This is a genomic window from Chloroflexota bacterium (assembly GCA_016235055.1).
Taxonomy (GTDB): Bacteria; Chloroflexota; Anaerolineae; order JACRMK01; family JACRMK01; genus JACRMK01.
In genome coordinates, this window is the sequence record JACRMK010000049.1 from 34,042 (window position 1) to 54,314 (window position 20,273).

At 67.0% G+C, this 20,273-nt stretch carries 16 protein-coding genes and 1 tRNA gene; 9 read left to right on the top strand and 8 right to left on the bottom strand.

Translation table 11 applies throughout. From position 1 onward, the window contains the following. Nucleotides 1-7: 7 nt before the first annotated feature. The 4 genes from HZB53_12075 to HZB53_12090 form a co-directional block, all read right to left on the bottom strand. Nucleotides 8-691: an ankyrin repeat domain-containing protein gene (locus HZB53_12075; GenBank protein MBI5878378.1), complete on the bottom strand. Its 684-nt coding sequence runs from the start codon at nucleotides 689-691 to the stop codon at nucleotides 8-10. A 239-nt stretch (nucleotides 692-930) separates the two neighbouring features. Continuing rightward, complete coding sequence (locus HZB53_12080; GenBank protein MBI5878379.1) at nucleotides 931-1,884, bottom strand: carbohydrate kinase family protein; 954 nt, start codon at nucleotides 1,882-1,884, stop codon at nucleotides 931-933. A gap of 16 nt (nucleotides 1,885-1,900) precedes the next feature. After that, the gene (locus HZB53_12085) at nucleotides 1,901-2,965 is read right to left on the bottom strand and encodes an ADP-ribosylglycohydrolase family protein (protein MBI5878380.1); all 1,065 of its coding nucleotides are present in this window, start codon (nucleotides 2,963-2,965) and stop codon (nucleotides 1,901-1,903) included. A 671-nt stretch (nucleotides 2,966-3,636) separates the two neighbouring features. Continuing rightward, complete coding sequence (locus HZB53_12090; GenBank protein ID MBI5878381.1) at nucleotides 3,637-4,710, bottom strand: hypothetical protein; 1,074 nt, start codon at nucleotides 4,708-4,710, stop codon at nucleotides 3,637-3,639. Between the two features lie 677 nt (nucleotides 4,711-5,387). Here HZB53_12090 and HZB53_12095 point away from each other — a divergent pair. From HZB53_12095 to HZB53_12115, 5 genes are all read left to right on the top strand, one after another. Then, entirely contained in the window at nucleotides 5,388-6,947 is a 1,560-nt protein-coding gene (locus HZB53_12095) for an aldehyde dehydrogenase family protein (protein MBI5878382.1), read from the top strand. Nucleotides 6,948-7,005: 58 nt separating this feature from the next. Further along, entirely contained in the window at nucleotides 7,006-7,746 is a 741-nt protein-coding gene (locus tag HZB53_12100; GenBank protein ID MBI5878383.1) for a diguanylate cyclase, read from the top strand. A 31-nt stretch (nucleotides 7,747-7,777) separates the two neighbouring features. Then, entirely contained in the window at nucleotides 7,778-9,319 is a 1,542-nt protein-coding gene (gene guaA / locus HZB53_12105) for a glutamine-hydrolyzing GMP synthase (GenBank protein ID MBI5878384.1), read from the top strand. Between the two features lie 2 nt (nucleotides 9,320-9,321). Continuing rightward, nucleotides 9,322-9,891: a xanthine phosphoribosyltransferase gene (xpt, locus tag HZB53_12110; protein MBI5878385.1), complete on the top strand. Its 570-nt coding sequence runs from the start codon at nucleotides 9,322-9,324 to the stop codon at nucleotides 9,889-9,891. Between the two features lie 346 nt (nucleotides 9,892-10,237). Beyond that, nucleotides 10,238-11,353 carry an NHL repeat-containing protein gene (locus HZB53_12115; protein MBI5878386.1) on the top strand — a complete coding sequence of 372 codons (1,116 nt, stop codon included), beginning with the start codon at nucleotides 10,238-10,240 and terminating at the stop codon, nucleotides 11,351-11,353. Nucleotides 11,354-11,434: 81 nt separating this feature from the next. Here the strand turns inward: HZB53_12115 and mscL are convergent, their stop codons facing one another. From mscL to HZB53_12135, 4 genes are all read right to left on the bottom strand, one after another. Next, nucleotides 11,435-11,878: a large conductance mechanosensitive channel protein MscL gene (mscL, locus tag HZB53_12120; protein ID MBI5878387.1), complete on the bottom strand. Its 444-nt coding sequence runs from the start codon at nucleotides 11,876-11,878 to the stop codon at nucleotides 11,435-11,437. Nucleotides 11,879-11,956: 78 nt separating this feature from the next. Next, a complete protein-coding gene (locus HZB53_12125) occupies nucleotides 11,957-12,853 on the bottom strand; it encodes a universal stress protein (protein ID MBI5878388.1) in 897 nt (298 codons plus the stop codon). Then, complete coding sequence (locus HZB53_12130; GenBank protein MBI5878389.1) at nucleotides 12,853-14,193, bottom strand: Nramp family divalent metal transporter; 1,341 nt, start codon at nucleotides 14,191-14,193, stop codon at nucleotides 12,853-12,855. The genes HZB53_12125 and HZB53_12130 overlap by 1 nt, the downstream gene beginning before the upstream one ends. Before the next feature lie 31 nt (nucleotides 14,194-14,224). Further along, complete coding sequence (locus HZB53_12135; protein ID MBI5878390.1) at nucleotides 14,225-14,869, bottom strand: metal-dependent transcriptional regulator; 645 nt, start codon at nucleotides 14,867-14,869, stop codon at nucleotides 14,225-14,227. A gap of 293 nt (nucleotides 14,870-15,162) precedes the next feature. On the opposite strand from HZB53_12135, the gene HZB53_12140 reads away from it, so the two are divergent. The 4 genes from HZB53_12140 to HZB53_12155 all read left to right on the top strand — a co-directional run bounded on the left by HZB53_12140 (nucleotide 15,163) and on the right by HZB53_12155 (nucleotide 20,235). Beyond that, nucleotides 15,163-15,237 (top strand) — tRNA-Val (locus HZB53_12140). A 548-nt stretch (nucleotides 15,238-15,785) separates the two neighbouring features. After that, complete coding sequence (locus HZB53_12145; GenBank protein ID MBI5878391.1) at nucleotides 15,786-17,570, top strand: sensor histidine kinase; 1,785 nt, start codon at nucleotides 15,786-15,788, stop codon at nucleotides 17,568-17,570. Continuing rightward, nucleotides 17,567-18,316, top strand: a complete 750-nt coding sequence (locus HZB53_12150; protein ID MBI5878392.1) for a hypothetical protein — start codon at nucleotides 17,567-17,569, stop codon at nucleotides 18,314-18,316. The genes HZB53_12145 and HZB53_12150 overlap by 4 nt, the downstream gene beginning before the upstream one ends. Beyond that, nucleotides 18,247-20,235, top strand: a complete 1,989-nt coding sequence (locus HZB53_12155) for an alkaline phosphatase family protein (GenBank protein ID MBI5878393.1) — start codon at nucleotides 18,247-18,249, stop codon at nucleotides 20,233-20,235. The genes HZB53_12150 and HZB53_12155 overlap by 70 nt, the downstream gene beginning before the upstream one ends. Nucleotides 20,236-20,273: the final 38 nt, after the last annotated feature.

Here is a 20,273-nt window from a genome sequence, read left to right on the forward strand (position 1 = left end):
TTCCGGATCAGTTGGCCGCGATTCCCATCGCTCGCCGCAGGTGCGCTGCGGCGGCCGTCGCGCCTCTGGCGAGCGCCATATCGAGCGCGGTTTGCCCGTTCTCGGCGCGGGCGAACGGGTTGGCGTCATGTACCAGCAGCATCGCGATCAGATCAGGGTTGTCGTTGTCGGCGGCCTGGAGCAGGGGCGTCCAGCCGCCCTGTTGCGCTGCGTTTGCATCCGCGCCGGCCAGTAGCAGCAGACGCGCCATGTTCAGCGCGGTCTCGGCGTCGGTATTGGCGGCCGCGCTGTGCAGAGGCCGCACGCGACTGGGGTTGCGCGCGGCGGCGTTGACATCCGCGCCGACATCGACCAGCGCTTCGGCGGTCGAGTAGTGCCCGAAATACGCGGCCAGGCCGAGCGGGGCAAAGCCGTCGGGCGCCACCGAATTCACCAGCGACGGATCGGCGGTCAGCAACTCCCGCACACGCGCGCTGTCGCCCACCGTGGCGGCCTCCCAGATATCGAGCGCGATGCCGTGCGCCAGCAGATCGCGCACGATCTCTGCGCGCCGGTAGTACGCGGCGATCGTCAGCGCGGACAGGCCGTCGGCGTTCCGCGCTGACGCCAACGCCGGGTCGGCGGCCAGCAGCTCGCGCGCACGCGCCGCATCGTTGGAGCGGATCGCGTCGAAGATCGCTTCAGGACTCATTCCTCTCCTCCCTCCCGTGTGGCAAACCACACGTCATGCCCGCGAAAGCGGGCATCCAGCGGTGTTGCCCCTGGACTCCCGCTTCCGCGGGAGTGACGACTTTTTCTGCCACAGATGCCGAGTCACCCCCAATCTGAAATGCACACCTTCTCCCCGATTCGGGGCGAAGGGGCCAGGGATGGGGGGTAGACCTGTCACTCGCGCGAAAACTATGAGGACATAGTCAAAGCGAAACAGTATTACGGGCTGCTACGCGGAGCGCTCGCCAGCAGGGTGTCGATCTCGTCCACCGTCGGCATCCGCGTGCCGGTGCCGAGTTTGGAGACGGCGACCGCGCCGACCGCGTTGGCGAAGCGTCCCATCGCTTTGAGCGACTCGCCGCGCAGGTAGCCAAACGCAATCGCCGCGTTGAAGGCGTCGCCCGCGCCGGCCATATCAGCGACCGGCACGCGGAAGCCGGGCACCGTCACCGCCTCGCCCGGCCGCGCCAGGTAGCAGCCATCCGCGCCCAGCTTGACGACGACGGTATGCGGGCCGAGCGCCATGATGCGCACCGCCGCCTCCGCGGGCGATTCGGCGCCGACCACCTGGCCGGCCTCCCCGGCGGTCAGCAGGACTACGGACGCGGCGCGCATCGACACCTCGAGATCGGCCCGGTCGAAGCGCGCGATCATCGGGCCGGGGTCGAAGAAGACCGGGATGCCGGCAGCGGCGCACACCGCCAGCATCTGCTGCGCGTGCTCCACCAGCGTCGGGTACATCAGCAGGTAGCCGTGGTAGTAAAACATGCGCGACCGCCGCAGTCGCGCTTCCCAGTCATCCGCCAGCGGGCAGTGGTGCGCCTCGCCGCGCATGGCCAGGAAGACGTGCGCGCCGCCCGGTTCGACCAGCGTGACGCACGACGAGGTCGACTTGTCGCGCGCCTCGACGACGCCATCCATATCCACGCCCTCGCCCGCCAGCACTGCGCGGAACAGGGCGCCGTACATGTCGTCGCCGAGCCCGCCCAGCGCGGCGGTGCGCAGGCCGATGCGCTGAGCGGTGATCAGCACGTTGGCCATGCCGCCCGGTTCCATGAAGAATGCGCTCGCCACTTGGTGCTCGGCGGCGCGCACGGGCAGCGAGGGGATTGCCATAACCAGATCGACGACTAGATCGCCGAGCGTGATCAGGTCGTATGCGGGTGCGGGCATCGCGTTCTCCGCGCGCCTACTTCGCGGCCCGCGCCGCGCTGTTGGCGATGGCGATCTCGCTCAAGCGGCGGGCGATGCCGTCCATGTCGACGGGGTTGGCGCTCCGCACGGTCGCGTACAGGTCCGCCGGGACGCCGTCGATGCCCTTGAGCGCGCCGGCCAGCGCGCCGCTGATCGCGGCGATCGTGTCGGTGTCGTTGCCGACGTTGACGCCGCCCGCGACCGATTCCAGCACGTCGCCGCCCGCGAACACGAAGAAGCCGACCGCCGCCGGCACCGTCTCGGCGATCATCACGGAGTTGCCGATGTACGCCTCCATCGCCGCGAGGCACTCCTCCATGCTGTGCGCGTTCAGCGCCAGCGACACGGCCCATTCGATGCGCTTCTCGACGCTGGGACCGGGCACGACGCGCGCCAGTTCCGCGCCGAGCTCGACGCCGCGCTTCGCGCCCCACAGGCAGGCGCGCACGACTGAGAACACATCGGCGCCCTCCGTCAACCCCTCGGCCACGCCGGCCGCGATAGCGCAGGCGCCGGCCATGCCGATCTGCGTCTGGTGCGTCGGGAAGCAGGAGATCGCCGCCGTGCGGCAGGCGCCTTCCAAGTCGCCGGGGTGGATCAGCCCGGCCGGGGCCACGCGCATCGCCGCGCCGTTCGATGCGCCGGTACGCGCCGCAATGCGCCGCGACGCGCCGACCGTGCCGATCAGCGACGGATCCTCGCCTTTCGCAATCGCTTCGAGGATCGGCTTCGACGACGGGCCCATCATGCGCCGCTGCGGCGAGTGCTGGCTCCAGTCCACCAGCACCTGCGTCCACTCCTCGCGGTCGAGCTGGCCGCGCTCGGCGATCAGCTTCGCCATGGCGAACATCTGGCTGGTGTCGTCGGTGATCTCGCCGACCGCGTTGCCCCACGAAAAGGTGTCGGGCGGCGGCTTGATCAGCGAGCGCAGCAGCCCGCCGTGCTTGGCCACGATTTCGGCGGTCGTCCACTGCTCAGTAGCCGCGCCCATCGCGTCGCCGAGCGAGGAGGCGGCGAGCGAGCCGAGAATGTGCTGGTACAGCCGGTCGTTGTCGGGCATAGGTCAGTCGTGCCTTTCGCTTTTGGGTTTGCGGCTAGAGATTACCAAAAGGCGTCGCTTCGTGCAAGCGGGTCGGCGCCCAGGCAGCAATTCTCATTTTGGAGTCGGCTGCCAATATGCCCCCTCATCCCCTGCCCCTGCTCCCCCGCGCGCGCGGGGGAGCAGGGGACAAGCTAACGGGGAGGTGCGCGGCGGCGCAGCCGCCGAGCACCTCCCCTAAGAATCTCGCCCCATCCCAACTTCGTTGGGAGGGGGTCGGGGGGGAGGGCAGCGCCACTTTTTCGGCGGGCCAGTTTGCGTGACAAGCGCCTGAGAGCCAGCGCATCGCAAGCGGCATTGGAAAGTACCCGTACAAAGCCAAATTGAGAATTGCTGCGGGGTGCAGGTATACCGGCGAACCGCCGGATCTCACAAGCCCGTCATGCCGGCATGCGTTGCCCGCTGGCTTCGGGCCAGCGGACGGTCAACGGGCAGCGGTGCTGTCCAGCGGCTTCGCGTTGCTGGACGTTCAGCACGCCTGGGCTGGAGGCCCAGGCGCAACGAAGTCGCTGACCACCGCCGGCATCCACTCTAACCGCAGGCTCGACGTCGCTCCACTCGAGCGGAGCTAGGCGGAATGCGGTCAATAAACAGCACGGGAGTCCCTCTGTAGGCTCCCGTGCTGTTTATCGTCATGATGGCATCGCCGGCGGCGAACTGGGGCCGTCCGCAATTGGCGGCAGCGGCGCCAGCGGAGCCGGTGGGGCGGGCGGCGGTGTGGGCGGCATCGACGGCGCGAGCGTGTTGCCGGCGAGGTCGGGGTATGCCAGCGTCCAGACGCCGGTGGACCACGTTTCCATAATGCCGGACAGCACGATCAGCACCGGCAGGTAGCAGGCGCAGCATAGCACGGCAAAGGCGAGCGGGCCGGTATCCGGCATGCCCTGGTTGCCGATCGTGGACAAGATGACCGGCAGGGCGATGATCAGGAACGGCAGCGCGAGCACAAAACCGATCACGCCCGTGATGATAAGGACGATCACACCCAGGATCAGGATATTGACCAGATTGGCCTTGAGGATAGCCCAGCCGCGCTTGAACGCATCGATCGGCCCCATGCTCTCCAGCACGACGGCGAACTGCGCGAAGTGCGCGATGATCCCGATCGGGATGAACGCAATGATCCCGACACAGATCAGCGGAATCAGGCAGAATATGCCCAAACCGGCAGTCAGCGCGGTGAATGCCGTGCCAGTAAGAATGATGCACGCAAAGAGGAATACCGGCAGCAGCAGCAGCAGCTTCAGGCCGAACAATCGCATGAAGTTTTGCGTGCCGATACTCCATGCTTCGCCAAAGGTCACGGCCCCCTGCTCTTCGGCCAAACGGAGCCCGCCGATCAGCCCGCCGGTGCCTATGATACTGAGCACGAACAGCATAATGGCGATGATGATCGCGACGCAGGCCGCGACGATCAGAATCGGGGTCGCCTCGGGCGGAATGAGCGCGGTCGGCGGCGTCAGCGGCGGTGTGGGCGTCGGGATGCCGCCGCGCGGGAACGGTGTCACGAGCGGCGGGATATTGCCACCCGGCGGAAATGGCGTCACAATGGGCGGAACCGTGCCGCTGCGACCGCCGCCGCCGAAATTGAAATTGAAGTTGGCGGAGCGACCGCCGCCTAGTGCGGCCAGGATGCCGAAGATCCAGAGCACTTTGTATTTCCAGGTGAGCGCCCAGGCCCGGCTCAGATATTGCCCGAAGTTCATGACGGCCTCCTGCGGAAGATTAGCGAGTTATTTGCACCGCCGATTATAGCACCCCGGCCGCAAAATCCCAACGGCTGCACCCCGGTGGCCTCGGTGGGAGTGTGCGGCAAGCGTGTCGACGGACTCTGTCGTGCATATTGGCGCCGAGTTGGCTGAATTGAGTGAGCCACGCAGACCCGAAGAGTTTGGCTTGCGCGCCCTCATCGCGAGCGACACGCCAGAAACCCTTCGGGTCTATGCACGCGACGCAGTTTTGGCAGTTTAACGGTTTACTCGTCTGCGATCTGCGCAGAAATTCTCATTTTGGAGTCGGCTGCCAATATGCCCCCTCATCCCCTGCCCCTTCTCCCCCGCGCGCGCGGGGGAGCAGGGGAAAAGCTAACGGGGAGGTGCGCGGCGGCTGCGCCGCCGCGCACCTCCCCCAAGGAATCTCGCCCCCTCTCAACGAAGTTGGGAGGGGGTCGGGGGGAGGGCAGCGCCACTTTTTCGGCGGGCCAGCTTGCGTGACAAGCGCCTGAGAGCCAGCGCATCGCAAGCGGCATTGGAAAGTACCCGTACAAAGCCAAATTGAGAATTGCTGCGATCGGTGCGCAGCGATTGCGGTATGGCCTCCGATGTTGTATGATAAATGCGTTTGGATCGTCCTTGATTCCCACCGCAACGGAGGCGACAACCACATGGACAAAATCACATATGCATCGCTCGGGTCGCTCGGCGACGAGTTTCACCAGCGATTTGACGCCGCGCTGGACACGGTGCGCGGCGAACTGGGGCGCACGCATGCCCTGTATATCGGCGGTAAGGCGCGCAAAACCAAAGACAACCTGATCATCGATACCAGCCCGATTGACACCCGCATCGTGCTCGGCCAGTTCCAGCGCGGCAGCCGCGCCGACACCGTAAAGGCGATTGCGGCCGCGCGCGCCGCGTATCCCGGCTGGCGCGATCTGGGCTGGGCCGGGCGCGTCGCGCTGCTGCGCAAGGCCGCCCAGAACATGCTGGAGCGCCAGTATGAACTGGCCGCACTGATGGTCATGGAAGTCGGCAAGAACCGTTTCGAGGCGATTGCCGAAGTGTCCGAAACGATCGACCTGATCCTCTACTATTCGCAGCAGATGGAGGAACACAGGGGGTACGAAGTGCCGATGGCCGGCGCCGGCGCCGAGCAGACGCGCAGCGTGATGCGCCCGTTCGGCGTCTGGGCCGTGGTGGCGCCGTTCAACTTCCCGATGGCGCTGGCGACCGGCATGGCGACCGGCGCGCTCGTCGCCGGCAACACGATCGTCTTCAAGCCGGCCAGCGACACGCCGTACACCGGCCTGAAGATCTACGAAGTGTTCCGCGACGCCGGCCTGCCAGACGGCGTGTTCAACTTCCTGACCGGCCCCGGCAGCCAGATCGGCGAGGAGTTGATCGAGAACCCCGGCGTGGACGGCTTTGTGTTCACCGGCTCGCTCGAGGTCGGCATGAACATCCTGCACCGCTTTACGACGAAGTGGCCCAAGCCGTGCATCGCGGAGATGGGCGGCAAGAACCCGGCCATTGTCATGCCGTCGGCCGACCTCGACAGCGCGACCGAGGGCGTGCTGCGCTCGGCGTTTGGCATGGGCGGGCAGAAGTGCTCGGCGCTCTCGCGCCTCTACCTGCACCGCGACATCAGCAGGCCGTTCATGGAGATGCTGGTCGAGAAGACGCGCATGCGCACCATCGGCGACCCGCAGCTCAAGGAGACGTTCCTCGGCCCGCTGATCAACGCCGGCGCGGTCAAGACGTACGAGCAGGCGATGCGCGTGGCGAAGAAGCACGGGCGCATCGCGTACGGCGGGCACACGCTCAAGCAGGGCGACTTCCAACACGGCTTCTACGTCGAGCCGGCGATCGTCGACCGCCTGCCGAAGTCGTCGTCGATGTTCCGCGACGAGTATTTCGTGCCGATCCTGGCGGTAGCCGAGGTGCGTTCGCTCGACGAGGCGCTCAAGCTGGCAAACGACAGCGACTACGGACTAACGGCCGGTATCTTCAGCCGCGACGAGGCCGAGCTGGCCAGATTCTTCGACCAGATCGAGTCGGGCGTTACTTATTCCAACCGGCGCGGCGGCGCGACCACGGGCGCCTGGCCCGGCGTGCAGTCGTTCGGCGGCTGGAAGGGTTCCGGCACGACCGGCAAGAACGGGCTGGGACCAAACTACGTCATGCAGTTCATGCGCGAGCAGAGCCAGACGATGATCAAGGCCTAGCCAAATTGCGTATTACGAGCGGCGGCGCCCGTGGCGGCGGGCGCGGACGCGCCTCGCCATGTATCTAACTCTGCGTCTCCTCTTGCGCCGGCTGGGAACCGTACGCGCCACGCTGGCCGTCTCCATTCTGTCCGTCGCCATTTCCGCTGCCATCACGATCGTCATTGATGTGGCGCTGGATGGCGCGGTGGGCACACTCGGCATACTGCTCGCCGTTGTGATCCCGGCCCTGGTGTCGCCGTTCCTAAGCGGCATCACGATCCGGCTGGCCTATCAGTTGGATGAAGCCGAGCAGCGGGTGCACCAACTCGCGATCACCGACGAGTTGACGGGCGCCGCCAACCGCCGCCAGTTTTTCGCGCTGGCCGGCGCCGAGTTTGAGCGGGCGCGCCGCTATGCTCAGCCGTTTGCGATCGTTATTGTGGACCTGGACGACTTCAAGCAGGTCAACGACACGCATGGACATCCGGCCGGCGATGCGGTGCTGCGTGCGTTGAGCGAGCTGTGCCGCAAGCGCATCCGCGTGGTGGACACGTTCGCGCGCTATGGCGGCGAGGAGTTCGTGTTCCTGATGCCCGGCACCGGCGCCACCGAGGCGATGGCGTTTGCCGAGCGCCTGCGCGTCGAGGTGGCCGCCACCACGATCGTGCACGCCGGCGCTCAACTGCAAGTGACGCTGAGCGCAGGCGTCAGCGGCTGGCAGGCGGGCGACAGCGATCTCGATGCGCTGATCGTGCGCGCCGACAACGCGCTCTATGACGCCAAGGCCAAGGGCAAGAACCAGATCGAATGGCGCTAAGCGGCGCGCCGGCCTGTGATATAATCGGCCCATGCAAGCCATCGTCATTCTCGATTTCGGCGCGCAGTACAGCCAGTTGATCGCGCGACGCCTGCGCGCGCTCCACGTATACTGCGAGTTGCTGCCGTTTGATGCCCCGCAGGCGGAGATCGAAAAGCTGTCGCCCCGCGCGCTGATCCTGTCCGGCGGCCCCAACTCGGTCTATGACCCCGGCGCGCCCGCGCTGCCGGCCTACGTGCTGGCCAGCGGCCTGCCCGTGCTCGGCATCTGCTACGGCATGCAGTTAATCGCGCAGGCGCTGCACGGCGTCGTACACCGCGCCGACCGGCGCGAGTACGGCCCGGCGACGATAACCGTCGGCGGCCCATCGGCGCTGTTCCACGGCGTGCCGCCCGCGCTCAACGTCTGGATGTCGCACGGCGACTCGGTCGAGCGGCTGCCGGACGGTTTTGCGACGCTGGCGCAGTCGCCCAACACGCCGTTCGCCGCGATCGGCGATGCCGCGCGGCGCATCTACGGCGTGCAGTTCCACCCCGAAGTCACCCACACCGAGCACGGCCTCGACATCCTGCGCAATTTCGTGTACGACGTGTGCGGCGTCTCGCCGAACTGGGTGCCGGCCAATATCATCGAAGAGAGCATCGCGCAGGTGCGCGCGCAGACCGGCCCGCAGGGGCGTGTGCTGTGCGCGCTGTCCGGCGGCGTCGACTCGGCCGTCACCGCGACGCTGATCGGCCGCGCCATCGGCGAGCGGCTGACCTGCTTCTTCGTCGATCACGGCTTGCTGCGCCAGAACGAGGGTGACGAGGCGATGGCGCTCTTCACCGAGCACCTCGACCTGAACGTGGTGCGCGTCAACGCCGGCGAGCGATTCCTGTCCAAGCTGGCCGGCGTGAGCGACCCGGAGCGCAAGCGCAAGATCATCGGCGAAGAGTTCATCCGTGTTTTCGAGGAAGAGGCGAAGGCGCTGGGACCGTTCGAGTTCCTCGCGCAGGGCACGCTCTATCCCGACGTGATCGAGAGCGCGGGGCAGGGCAAGAAAGACGCCGCGCGCATCAAGAGCCATCACAACGTCGGCGGGCTGCCGGCGCGGATGGATTTCACGCTGGTCGAGCCGCTCAAACGCCTGTTCAAGGACGAGGTGCGCGCCATCGGCCGCACGCTCGGACTGCCGGAGCGCTGGGTCAACCGGCAGCCGTTCCCGGGGCCGGGGCTGGCGGTGCGCATCATCGGGCCGGTCACGCGCGAGGCGACCGAGACGCTGCAGGCCGCCGACGCGATCGTGCGCCAGGAGATCGACGCCGTGCCGGACGTGCAGCGCCGCCTGTGGCAGTACTTCGCCGTGTTGACGCCCGTGCAGACGGTCGGCGTCATGGGCGACGGGCGCACTTACGCCAACCTCGTTGCGGTGCGCGCCGTCGCCAGCGAGGACGGCATGACGGCCAACTGGGCGCACCTGCCACATGACCTGCTGGCGCGCATCAGCGCGCGCATTGTCAACGAAGTGCCCGGCGTCAACCGTGTCGTCTACGACATCTCGAGCAAGCCGCCGGCCACCATCGAGTGGGAATGATCATGGAAGAACTGAAGCAACGCATCCGCAAGGATGGCCAGGTGCTGGAAGGCAACATCCTCAAGGTGGATGCCTTCATGAACCACCAGGTCGATCCGCGCCTCATGAAACGGCTGGGCGAGGAGTTTGCCCGCCGCTTCGCGCCACTCAAGCCGAACAAAATCCTGACGGCCGAAATCAGCGGCATTGCGCCCGCGCTGGAAGCGGGCGTCGCGCTGGACATCCCGGTCGTGTTCGCCCGCAAAGCGCGCCTGGTGACCATGCCGAAAAAGGTGTTCGAGCGGCACGTGCCGTCGCCGACGCGCGGCGCCGAGACGCTGCTGGTCGTGTCGCCGGAGTTCCTCGGCCCCGGCGACCGCGTCATCGTGCTGGACGACTTCCTGGCCAGCGGCCAGACGCTCAACGCGCTGGCGAACATCGTCGTCGAAGCCAAGGCGCAGTTGCTGGCGTTCGGCGTCGTGGTCGAGAAGACATTCGAGTCGGGCCGCGCCGCGCTCGAAGAGTGGAACGTCCCGCTCGAGGCGCTGGCGATCATCGAGAAGATGACGCCGAAGCAGATCATTTTCAAGTAATCGTAACCGGTCAGCCGTCATTGCGAGGAGCGTCGTTTGCGACGAAGCAATCTCTCTGCAGCGTTATCGCCCAACACGGGTGGAGATTGCTTCGCAAAAACCGCTGCTCAGAAACTTCGACACGCGAGGCTGTCATGCCGGCATGTCGTTAGCCGGCATCCACGCCAGCATCTGGCGCGCATGCTGGCCCGTGTTGCGCCCGTCTGGATTCCGGCCGTCGCCGGAATGACGGCTTGGATATGCGGCGCATCAGTTTCTGCACTCACGCATCCTGCGCGGCGGGATGGACTTCTCGCAATGACAGGCTGGACTGGACGCTTACGAACAATCGCTCCGGAGACAGTTCATGCGTTTTGCCCGGCCCCTGCGTCTGCTCGCCCTGCTGGCGGCGGCGCTGATGCTGTTTGCCTGCGATAGCGCGCCATCCGGCACGCCCACGGCGGCGGGTGTGCCGCCGACCAGCGCGCCCACATTGGCGCCCGCGACCGAGACGCCGACCGCAGTCCCGGTGGCGGCGACGGCGCCAGCGACCGCGCCCACGGCGGCGCCACCGACCCGTGCGCCCACCACAGTCCTGCCGGCGTCGACCAGTGCGTTCACTACGGTCGCTACGACCGTGCCGCCCACGCCGGCGCGCCCGCTGACGATTGGCGGCCCCGGCATCGGTGACGGCCAGTTCAGCAAGCCGTCCGGCATCGCCGTGACCGCCGATGCGGTCTATGTGGCGGACAGCGACGCCGCGCGCATCCAGAAGTTCACGCTGGGCGGGCAGTTCGTCTGGAAGGCCGGCACGCTGGGCGCCGAGCCCGGCCAGTTGAACGCGCCTGGCGGCATCGTCGTCTACAACAACCTGCTGTACGTGGCCGATGCGCGCAACCGCCGCGTGTCGCTCTTCCGGGCCGACAGCGGGGCGTTTGTCCGCACGATCGGCGTCGGCGGCTCGGACTTCGACCAGTTGCAGTCGCCGTCGGCGGTCGCGCTCGATGCGGAGGGCAAGCTGTTCGTCGCCGACCGCAGCAATTTCCGCGTGCAGGTGTACGACCGCGAGGAGAAGCCGCTGCGCATGAGCGGCAGCGGCGGCGGCAAAGAGGGGCAGTTCGGTGAGCTGGGCTCGAACGGCGTCGCTATCAGCGCGGCCAACACGCTCTACGCCACCGATACGGCCAACGACCGCATCATGACGTTCGAATTCAGCGGCAAATACCTGTCGATCTTCGGCGGCGCCGGCAACACGCCGGGCAAGCTGCGCCGCCCGCTTGGGCTCACGATCGACAAGCAGGGCCGCCTGGTCGTGGCCGACACCGGCAACCAGCGCCTGTCGATCTTCGGGGCCGACGGCTCGTTCATCGCCGTGCGCCAGTCGCCCGAGCTGGAAGAACCGATGTATGTGGCTACCGGGCCGGACGGCGCGCTCTATGTCACCGATTCCAAGCGCGCGCGGGTGGTCATACTGGCGCCGTAGACTTCAGGCGGCCGCAGCTATCGAGTAAAAAGAATGAGCCGGAGCATTTCTGCTCCGGCTCATGGTATTTACGGTTGTGGGCTACTTCAACTGCGAGGTGCAGTTCGGGCAGCGGGTCGCCTTAATGCTGATCGCGCTGAAGCAGTACGGGCATGGCTTGGTGTCCGGCGCGGCCGGAGGCGGCGCGCCCTTCAACCGGTTCGCCTGCTGGACGATCAGGAAGATGACGAACGCGACAATCGCGAAATTGATGATCGCCTGAATGAACGAGCCGTAGGCGAACGCCACCGCGCCCGCCTTACGCGCCTCTTCCAGGGTGGCCGGCACTCCCGCGCCGGCCGGCGTGCGCAGGACGATGAAGTTGTTGGTGAAATCGATGCCGCCGGTGATGAGACTGATGAGCGGCATCAAGATGTCTTGCACCAGTGATGTGACAATCGCCGTAAACGCCGCGCCGATGATCACACCGACGGCGAGGTCGAGCACGCTGCCGCGCGCGATGAACTTCTTAAACTCGTCCAGCATAGTAGCCTCCGTGCGAAGGATTTGGGCGGGCGGGTGGGCCGCCTCGTCTGCCAGATTATAGATGCTCCGGGTCGCGCGTCAAGCGTCGGGCGCGCGCAGCAGCAGCAGCGAACCGGCGTAACCGGTGAGCACCTTGGGCGCAATGCTGGCCGACCAGAACGCGTTCAGCCCCATCCGCCCGTGCGTAGCCATTACGATCAGATCGGCGTGCACGCGCTCGGCCGCGGCGATGATGCCTTTGGCCGGATCGCCGCGCGCCACTTCAATCGTCGCGCTCGCCGGCAGGGTCGCGCGCACTTTCTGCAGATAATCGGCGCTGCCCTGCTGCGCGAATTCGAGCATGGCGCGCATCGCGTTGGGCATGATCGCACCGGTGCTGGCCTCCGGGCCGGAGAGTGTCTCCGAGGTCGGCACCACCGCGATGAGATGGATCGCCGCGCCAAACGCGCGCGCCAGGGCGGCCGCCACCGGCACGGCCGTCTCGTGCACGGCTTCGCCGTCCAGCGGCAGGACGATCTGCGCCAGCGCCCTCGGCGCGGCGCCGTTCTTGCGCGCGCGCGACAGCAGCACCGGCACGCGCCCTTCGCGCACGACGTGCTGCGCAATGCTGCCGAGCAGCTTTTCGCGCAGGACGACGCCGCTGCCGTGTGTGCTCAACACGATCAGGTCGGCGCCCAGCTCCAGCGCCTGGTCGACGATCATCGCGGCGACGCCCTGGTCGCCGGCTTCGTGCACGTGCCAAGCGGTCGCGCGCGCGGGCAGCGGCCAGCGGCCCGCCAGTTCGCGCAGGTAGGCCTCGGCCTCGCCGGTCGCCGTCAGGTGCCGATCGCCGTGGATCGTCGCCGGCGGGTTCTTCTCGGTGATGTGCAGGAGTGTCAGGCGGGCGTTCAGGCGCGCGGCCAGGAACTGGGCGTCGGCCAGGACCGCCTCGGCCAGTGTCGAGCCGTCCAGCGGCACCAGCAGATGGGTAAACATCAGGCACCTCCCAGCAACTGCATGATCGGTTCCGACAGCGTCTGGTACAGCAGGTACATGTTGAGCGCCACGATCAGCGCGGCGACGACGATGGCGAGGGCGGTCGTGGAACGCTTGTTGACCAGCACGCCCATCAGGTCGCTGCGGCGCGTGAACATGATCAGCGGGATGACGGCAAACGGCAGGCCGAAGCTCAATATGACCTGGCTGAATACGAGCGTCTGTGTCGGGTCGGTGCCGATCGCAATGACGATCAGCGCGGGCGCCATCGTCACCAGACGCCGCAGCCAGACGGGGATCTGGCGGTGCATGAAGCCCTGCATGATGACCTGCCCGGCCATCGTGCCGACCGTGGACGACGACAGGCCGGAGGCCAGCAGCGAAATGGCAAACACCCAACTGGCTGCCGAGCCGAGCAGGGGCGTCAGCGTCCGGTAGGCCTCCTCGATCGTGCCGATCTCGGTCAGCCCGCTGCGGTTGAACGTCGAAGCGGCCATGATCAACATCGCCGCGTTGATCAGTCCGGCCACGCCCATGGCGATCAACACGTCGATCGTCTCGTAGCGGAACAGGCGGCGCAGCTTATCGGGGTCGCGCGTCACGATGCGCTTCTGCGTCAGCGCCGAGTGCAGGAAGATGACGTGCGGCATGACGGTCGCGCCGAGGATGCCGGTGGCGATCAGCACGCTCTGGGCGTCGGCGAACTGCGGCACGACGGCATGGAATAGCACCTGGCCCACGTCGGGCCGGTCGAGGATGGTCTCCAGCAGGTAGGCCACGGCGATGACGCCGACGAGCACGGTGATGACGGCTTCAAGCGGGCGGAAGCCGCGCCGCTCGAGCGCCAGGATCACGAACGTGGCGACGCCGGTGAGCAGACCGGCGGCCAGCAGCGGTATGCCGAACAGCAGGTTGAAGCCCAGCGCGGCGCCGAGGAACTCGGCGAGGTCGGTGGCCATCGCGACGACTTCCATCAGCACCCACATCGAAACAACCACGGGGCGCGGGAACTGCTCGCGGCACATCTCGGCCAGGTTGCGGCCGCTGGCAATGCCGAGCTTGGCCGCCAGCGACTGCACGAGCATCGCCATCAAGTTACTGGCGACGATGACCCACAATAGCATGTAGCCGTAGCGCGCGCCGCCCTGGATATTCGTCGCAAAGTTGCCGGGGTCGATATAGGCGACGCAGGCGACGAAGGCGGGCCCCAGGAACGGCAGCAGCCGCGCCAGTCCGCCTTTCTTGCCCTGGCCTTCCAATATATCGTGCGCGTCCGAAACGGTGCGCACGTCTCCGGATCGGATTGGCCCGTCGAGTTCCGGGCTGCGGGGGGATGGCATTTTCATTTCCTCATGTCGAAGACACAGTCACCTATTTCGGCGTCGTCACGTAAACGATCTGCGCGAGCTCCGTGCCGATGCTGATTTCCCGGTCGCCGAGCCGCAGTCGAATCGGGCCGTTGAACGGCGTGCGCTCGACAACGATGAAGGTCGCGTCGGGCCGGAGCCCCAGACTGCCCAGATAGCGCAGTCGCTCCGCGCTGTGGTCGCTGACCCGGCATACGACCCCCGCCTGGCCCGCGGCAGGCATTTCGGCCAGGCTCTGATGGTGTACGTCCACGATGCGCCCTTCGCGGGAGGGGATCGGGTCTCCGTGGGGGTCGCGGGTCGGATTGCCGAGCGTTTCCGCAATGCGCGTCTCGAACGCTTCCGAGATATGATGCTCCAGCCGCTCCGCCTCGTCGTGCACCTGATCCCAGGGGAAGCCCAGCGCCTCCGACAAATACAATTCGATCAGGCGATGATGGCGAATGACTTCGAGCGCCACTTTGCGGCCGGCCGGCGTCAGTTCGACGCCGTAATACGGTGTATGGCGCGCCAGTTTCAACTCGGCCATCTTTTTCATCATGCTGGTGGCCGAGGCGGCCGAGACACCCAGTGCATCGGCCAGTGCCGTCGTCGTCACTTCCCGGTCCGCCACGCTCAGTTTGTACGCGACTTTCAGGTAGTCCTGCATGTGCTCGCTAATCATGTGCCCCTATTCATCTAAAAAATAATTTAGATATGGCTAAATTATATGAAAATGCTGCGGGCTGTCAAATAACGAATGCAGGGGCAAGGCGTTCCCGGATATCCTGCCGTCGCGACGACGGCGGCGGACGTGGTGGAGCAGGCGCACAGCGCACCCCGCCGCAAGAAACGCACGGCTCGAGAGCCGTAGTCAATCGATTGGAAGGCAACCCGGATTTGAAAACAGCCCTGATTTGCGCCCCCGGCCGCGCAATGCTATAATTTCTTCTGTATCAATTCGGGCGCGTAGTCTCAGTTGGTTAGAGCGCACGGTTCACATCCGTGAGGTCGAAGGTTCAAGTCCTTCCGCGCCCACTAGCCGGGTGGCAGGTCACCCGCTCCATAAGATGAAAAACACCCATCGTGCGCATGATGGGTGTTTTGCTATCTGCACTCCGAAAGCCCTCGCGATGGGCGCAGCGATCGCGTCATTGGTGTCTCTGATTAGAGATTGTCCACCCCATTGCCCCATCGCAGGTTCAAGACCTCACGGGCTTTCAAGACCCGTGAGGTCCGACAGATATGGGTAATCGCTGTGTCTCTGAGCAATACTGTGCGCATGGGGCGTTATACTGTTTTGTGATGAGTATGTCCCCAATCAGCTTTTCCCCTTCTCCCCCGCACGCAGGGGAGAAGGGGCCAGGAGATGAGGGGGTGACAACCGCACTTGCCCCCAGCATTGGGACATGATCAAACTAAAACGGTATTACCAGTGCGGATTCAGCGTCACTTAACAGATTGAGCCTGCGAGTGTGGAGCGCATCGAAGATAGCCGCTCACGGCGAAATTGATGTATGATATGCCATCACGAATTGCGATGTGATGACTGTGCTAACCGCTGACGACACGTCTGGTGTGATTCTATGAGCGCTTCCGCATCCAACGCCGCCACCGTGGCTGCCTCCCGGCGCGAGCCGATTGCCCGCACCGCCCGGCGCGAGCGCCTGTTCACGCTGATTCGCTTCGGTGCGCTGGCGCTGCTTGGGGTGCTCGGCACGCTCATGCCGGACCAGCCCGGGGACGTGCTCGCCTCGCTGTGGACGATCGTGGCGCTCGGCGCGCTCCTCAACAGTGCCTTCTGGCTTTTCCTGCGCGTGCAGGCGGCCAGCGCTCGCTGGATTCCGTCGCTGGCTTCGGCCATTGACATGGTCGGGCTGGTCACGTTTATCAGCCTGACCGGCGGGCCGCGCTCGTCGTTGTGGCTGTTCGCCTTCGTCGTCATCGCCGCCGTCGCGCTGCGACATGGCACGCTGGGCGGCGTGGTGGCGGCGGTCTTCTTTTCGCTGGCCAGCATTAGCCTCAGCCTGTTCGCGGGACTGCGCCCGCTCGATGCACTTTACGGCGCGGCCGTTACCGGGCTGGCGTACGCGGGCGTCGCGCTGACGGTGGGCTGGCTCATCCGGGAAGAGCGCGCAGCGGTGCGCAGCGAGCACGAGCAGACGCAACTGGATTTGCAGCGCGGCCAGGCGGATGTCAAGACGTTTGTGCAGATGGCCGACACGCTGTCGCGCAATACCAACTACCAGGAAACGCTGCAGCAGATGCTCGAGCTGAGCATCCGCGGGCTGCGCTCGCGCGGCCGCCACGACGACCCGGCGGCCGGTCTGATCTTGCTCTTTGCGACCGGTCCGGTCGAGACGCTGTACGTGGCGGTGGCCAGCGACCTGCCGCCGGAAGATGCGCAGGCACGCCTGTCGCCGATCAGCGGAGCGGTGAAGACCGCGCTCGATGACGTCGAGGCGCAGTTCGTCACCGATGCGCGCAAGGATCCGCTGCTGTGCCAGTTCCGCATGACGGCCACCGCGCCGGCCGCCGTGGTCATGCCGCTGCGCGCCGGGCTGGCGCTGTACGGCGCGGCCGTCTTCTTCGGGCGGCCGGAAATGTTCGACGTGTTTGGCCTGCGCGCGGAACTGATCGACGTGTATACCGGCCAGGCCGCGGTGGCAGTGCAGAACGCGCAGTTGTACGAGCAGGTACGGCAGGAGCGCGACCGCTTCATCGACAGCGAGGAAAAGACGCGCCACGAGCTGGCGCGCGACCTGCACGACGGCCCCGTCAACCAGGTGGCGTCGCTGACCATGGGCATCGACTTTGCACGCCGATTGATGGACCGCGACCTGGAGCGCGCCAAGGAAGAACTGGACGGCATGCACCGCCTGGCGGCCAAGATCGCGCGCGACATGCGGTTGACCATGTACCGTCTGCGGCCGCTGGCGCTGGAGCAGGCCGGCTTGACGCAGGCGCTGGAGCAATACCTGGCGCGCCTGCGCGCCGAGCGCGCGGAGCCGGAGTTTGTGCTAAGCGTCGACAAATCCGCGACCTTCGAAGCGCGCCTGCCGGCCAACGCGGCGATGATGGTGTTCGATATCATGACCGAGGCCGTCAATAACGCCGTCAAGCACGCGAACGCCGGCCAGGTGCAGGTCGAACTGCGCGAGGCGGGCGGTTACCTGGTCGCATCGACGCGCGACGACGGTCGTGGCTTCGATGTGGCCAAGGTGACCGCGGGCTACGCCGATCGCGGCTCGCTCGGCCTGCTGAACATCCGCGAGCGCGCCGAGTTGGCGCACGGCGATGCGGTGATCGAATCCACGCCCGGCCAGGGCACCATCATCACGGTTCGGGTGCCGCTCGATCCCGCCGCATGATGCCGCCGCTACCGGCCTGGGCCGCGGCATCCCTCGCTGCGCACACGCTGGCCGCCGCGCTCAACGCTCTGCTGGCGAATCGCGTGCCGGATGCATGGCGCCGCCTGTCCGGCGTCTCTTGGATTGCGCGCGCGCTGTACTTCGTAGGTATTCCCTATCTGGCACTGATCGGCGGCGTGGTGACGCCGGCGCAACTGGCGCTGGCACGGCCCGCGACGGCTCAGGCCGGCGCGGCGCTGCCGGCGCTGGCCGCGTGGCTGCTGGCCGGCGCCATGCTGATCGGGCTGTACGGACTGGTCGTGCGGCGCTTCTACCCGGCGGACGTGCGACCGGCGGTGCGCCGCCGCGCCCAACTGGCGCGACCGTGGGGCTTTGCATTCATCGGACTGGATACGCTGTACCTGCAGGCGCACTGGGCGTTCTACCGCGCAGCCGCGGCCGCGGCACTGGACGTGAACGGGCGCGACGCCGCAGTGCTCGCCGGGCTGGCGCTGGTCGGAACCGAATGGCTGCTTGATCCGGCGTGGTGGCGCGACATGGCGCGCGCCGGGCTGTGGGAAGATCGGGTGCTGGTCGGCGCGCTGGCTGTGGCCAGTGCAACCCTGTACATGGTGACTGCCAACTTCTTTATCAGCCTGGCCGCCCACGCGCTGCTTTGGCTGGCGTGGCTCGGCCTATGGGTCTGGTTGTACCGCCCGCCGCGCGCGGGCACGACGACCACCCAACCGCCGGAGGCCACAGCATGACGCGCATGCCCGGTGCGCGCCGGGCGCTTGGGTTGTCCACGCTGATGGTAGTGCTGGCCGCCTGCGCGCCGGACACCGCGCCCCCGCCGGCCACACGCATCCCGCTGACAGTGGAGGCGCCGACGCGCCTGCCGCCGGAGCGTCGCGGCTCGGGCGTCATCTTCATCGATATGCCGGGCGCGCGCGCCGATCTGGCCGAGCGCTACATGGCCGATGGCGGCATGCCGGCGCTGGCGCGCATGGCGGCCGCGGGCGCAATGGCCGAGTACCTGCAACCATCTGAGCCCGCACTCGATGCGCCCGCGCAGGCCACGCTGCTCACCGCCGCATCACCGCGCCGCACCGGCATCTTTGCCGATGCCTTCCGCCCGGTCGGACAACCGGTCGGCCAGAGCGCCTCAGGCGCAGATCTGTCGCCCGACGTGGAGCCGGTCTGGCGCAGCGCGATGCGCACCGGCGCGCGCGCGGCAGTCGTCGGCTTTCCGGCCGCCATGCTCGATGCGCCGGCCATGCGCGCCGATCTGGTGGTAAGCGCGGGCGCGGCTGTCGCGCCGTCGGCGCAGCACGTCTTGAAATTCGCCGAAGCGAAAGACTGGAAGGGTGTGCCGCCTTCGTTCAGCCCGCCGCGCGAGGCGCGCCTGCTGATCGCGCAGGGGCGGGAGCCGCCGGCCGAGTTCTTTGCGCTGGCGATCGACACGACGGCAGATAGCAAGGAGAACTACGACACCTGGCTGATCTGCCGCCGCAAAGCCGTGGACGACGGCGCGGTCCGCCTGAAGGTGGGCGCCTGGGCGACGGTGGTGGTCGACAGCATGTTGCAGACGGCTGCCTCCTTCAAGGTGACTGACGCCAACCCGGCCAACTTCATTGTCTTCCAGTCGGCGCTGACGATCAATCAGGCGGCGCCAGTCGCGCTGGCACGCGAGGTGACGGCCCGCTTCGGCACGGCGCCGGCCGCGCCCGACGCCGATGCGCTGGCGCGCAACTGGATCGACGAGGGCACCTACCTGCAGATGAGCGAGCGGCAGTCCGAGTGGCTCGGCGCGGTCGCGCAGTACATTGGCCGCCAGTATGCGCCGGACCTGCTGGTCATGCGAGTGACCGCCGCGCAGGATGCCGGGCGCATGCTGCTGCTCACGCAGCCGCGGCAGCCGCGCTTTGCGGAAAAGGGCGCGTTCTACGCCGGGGCGCTGCGCCACGGCTACGAGATCGCCGATAGCGTCGTCGGCGGCCTGCGAGATGCAGCCGATTTGAGCCGCGATGCGCTGATTGTGGCGTCGCCATGCGGGCTGGCGCCCGCGCACACGCAGGTCAATCTCAACCGGCTCTTTATCGACCGCGGCTGGCTGGCCCTGCAGCGCGCAACGCCGCCCGCCATCGCCACGGGCGCGCTCGATCTGGCCCGGACCAAGGCGTTTGCCGAGGTGAACGGCGCGCTCGCGCATATCTACCTGAATCTGAAAGGCCGCGATCCAGGCGGCAGCGTCGAGGCGGGCGATGTGGAGAAGCTGACGGGCGACATCGTGTCGGCGCTGCGCGATCTGCGCGACCCGCTGGACAACGCGCCGGTGTTTGCGCGCGTGCTGCGCAAGACCGAGTTGGCCAGCGTGCCGGGCTGGCAGAACGACCAGGCGGGCGACATTGTGGCGCAGGCGCGCCCCGGCTACGCGTTGGGCGGTGCGCGCGACCGCAGCGCCGCCTTCGAGCCGGCGCCGGTGCTCGGCATCGCCGGTTATGCGGCCGACACGCTGGACATGCGCGGCTTGCTGGCCGCACAGGGCGCTGGCATACGCCCCGCCGGGCGCGTGCCCGCCGCGCGCGTGATCGATGTGGCGCCAACGCTGGCATCCCTGTTGCGCTTCCCCGCACCGCCCTTTGCCGAGGGCAAGCCGCTCGACTCGCTGTTGAAACCGCCGTAAACCCGCACAGCATCATAGCCCCATCCCCCCGACGAGGT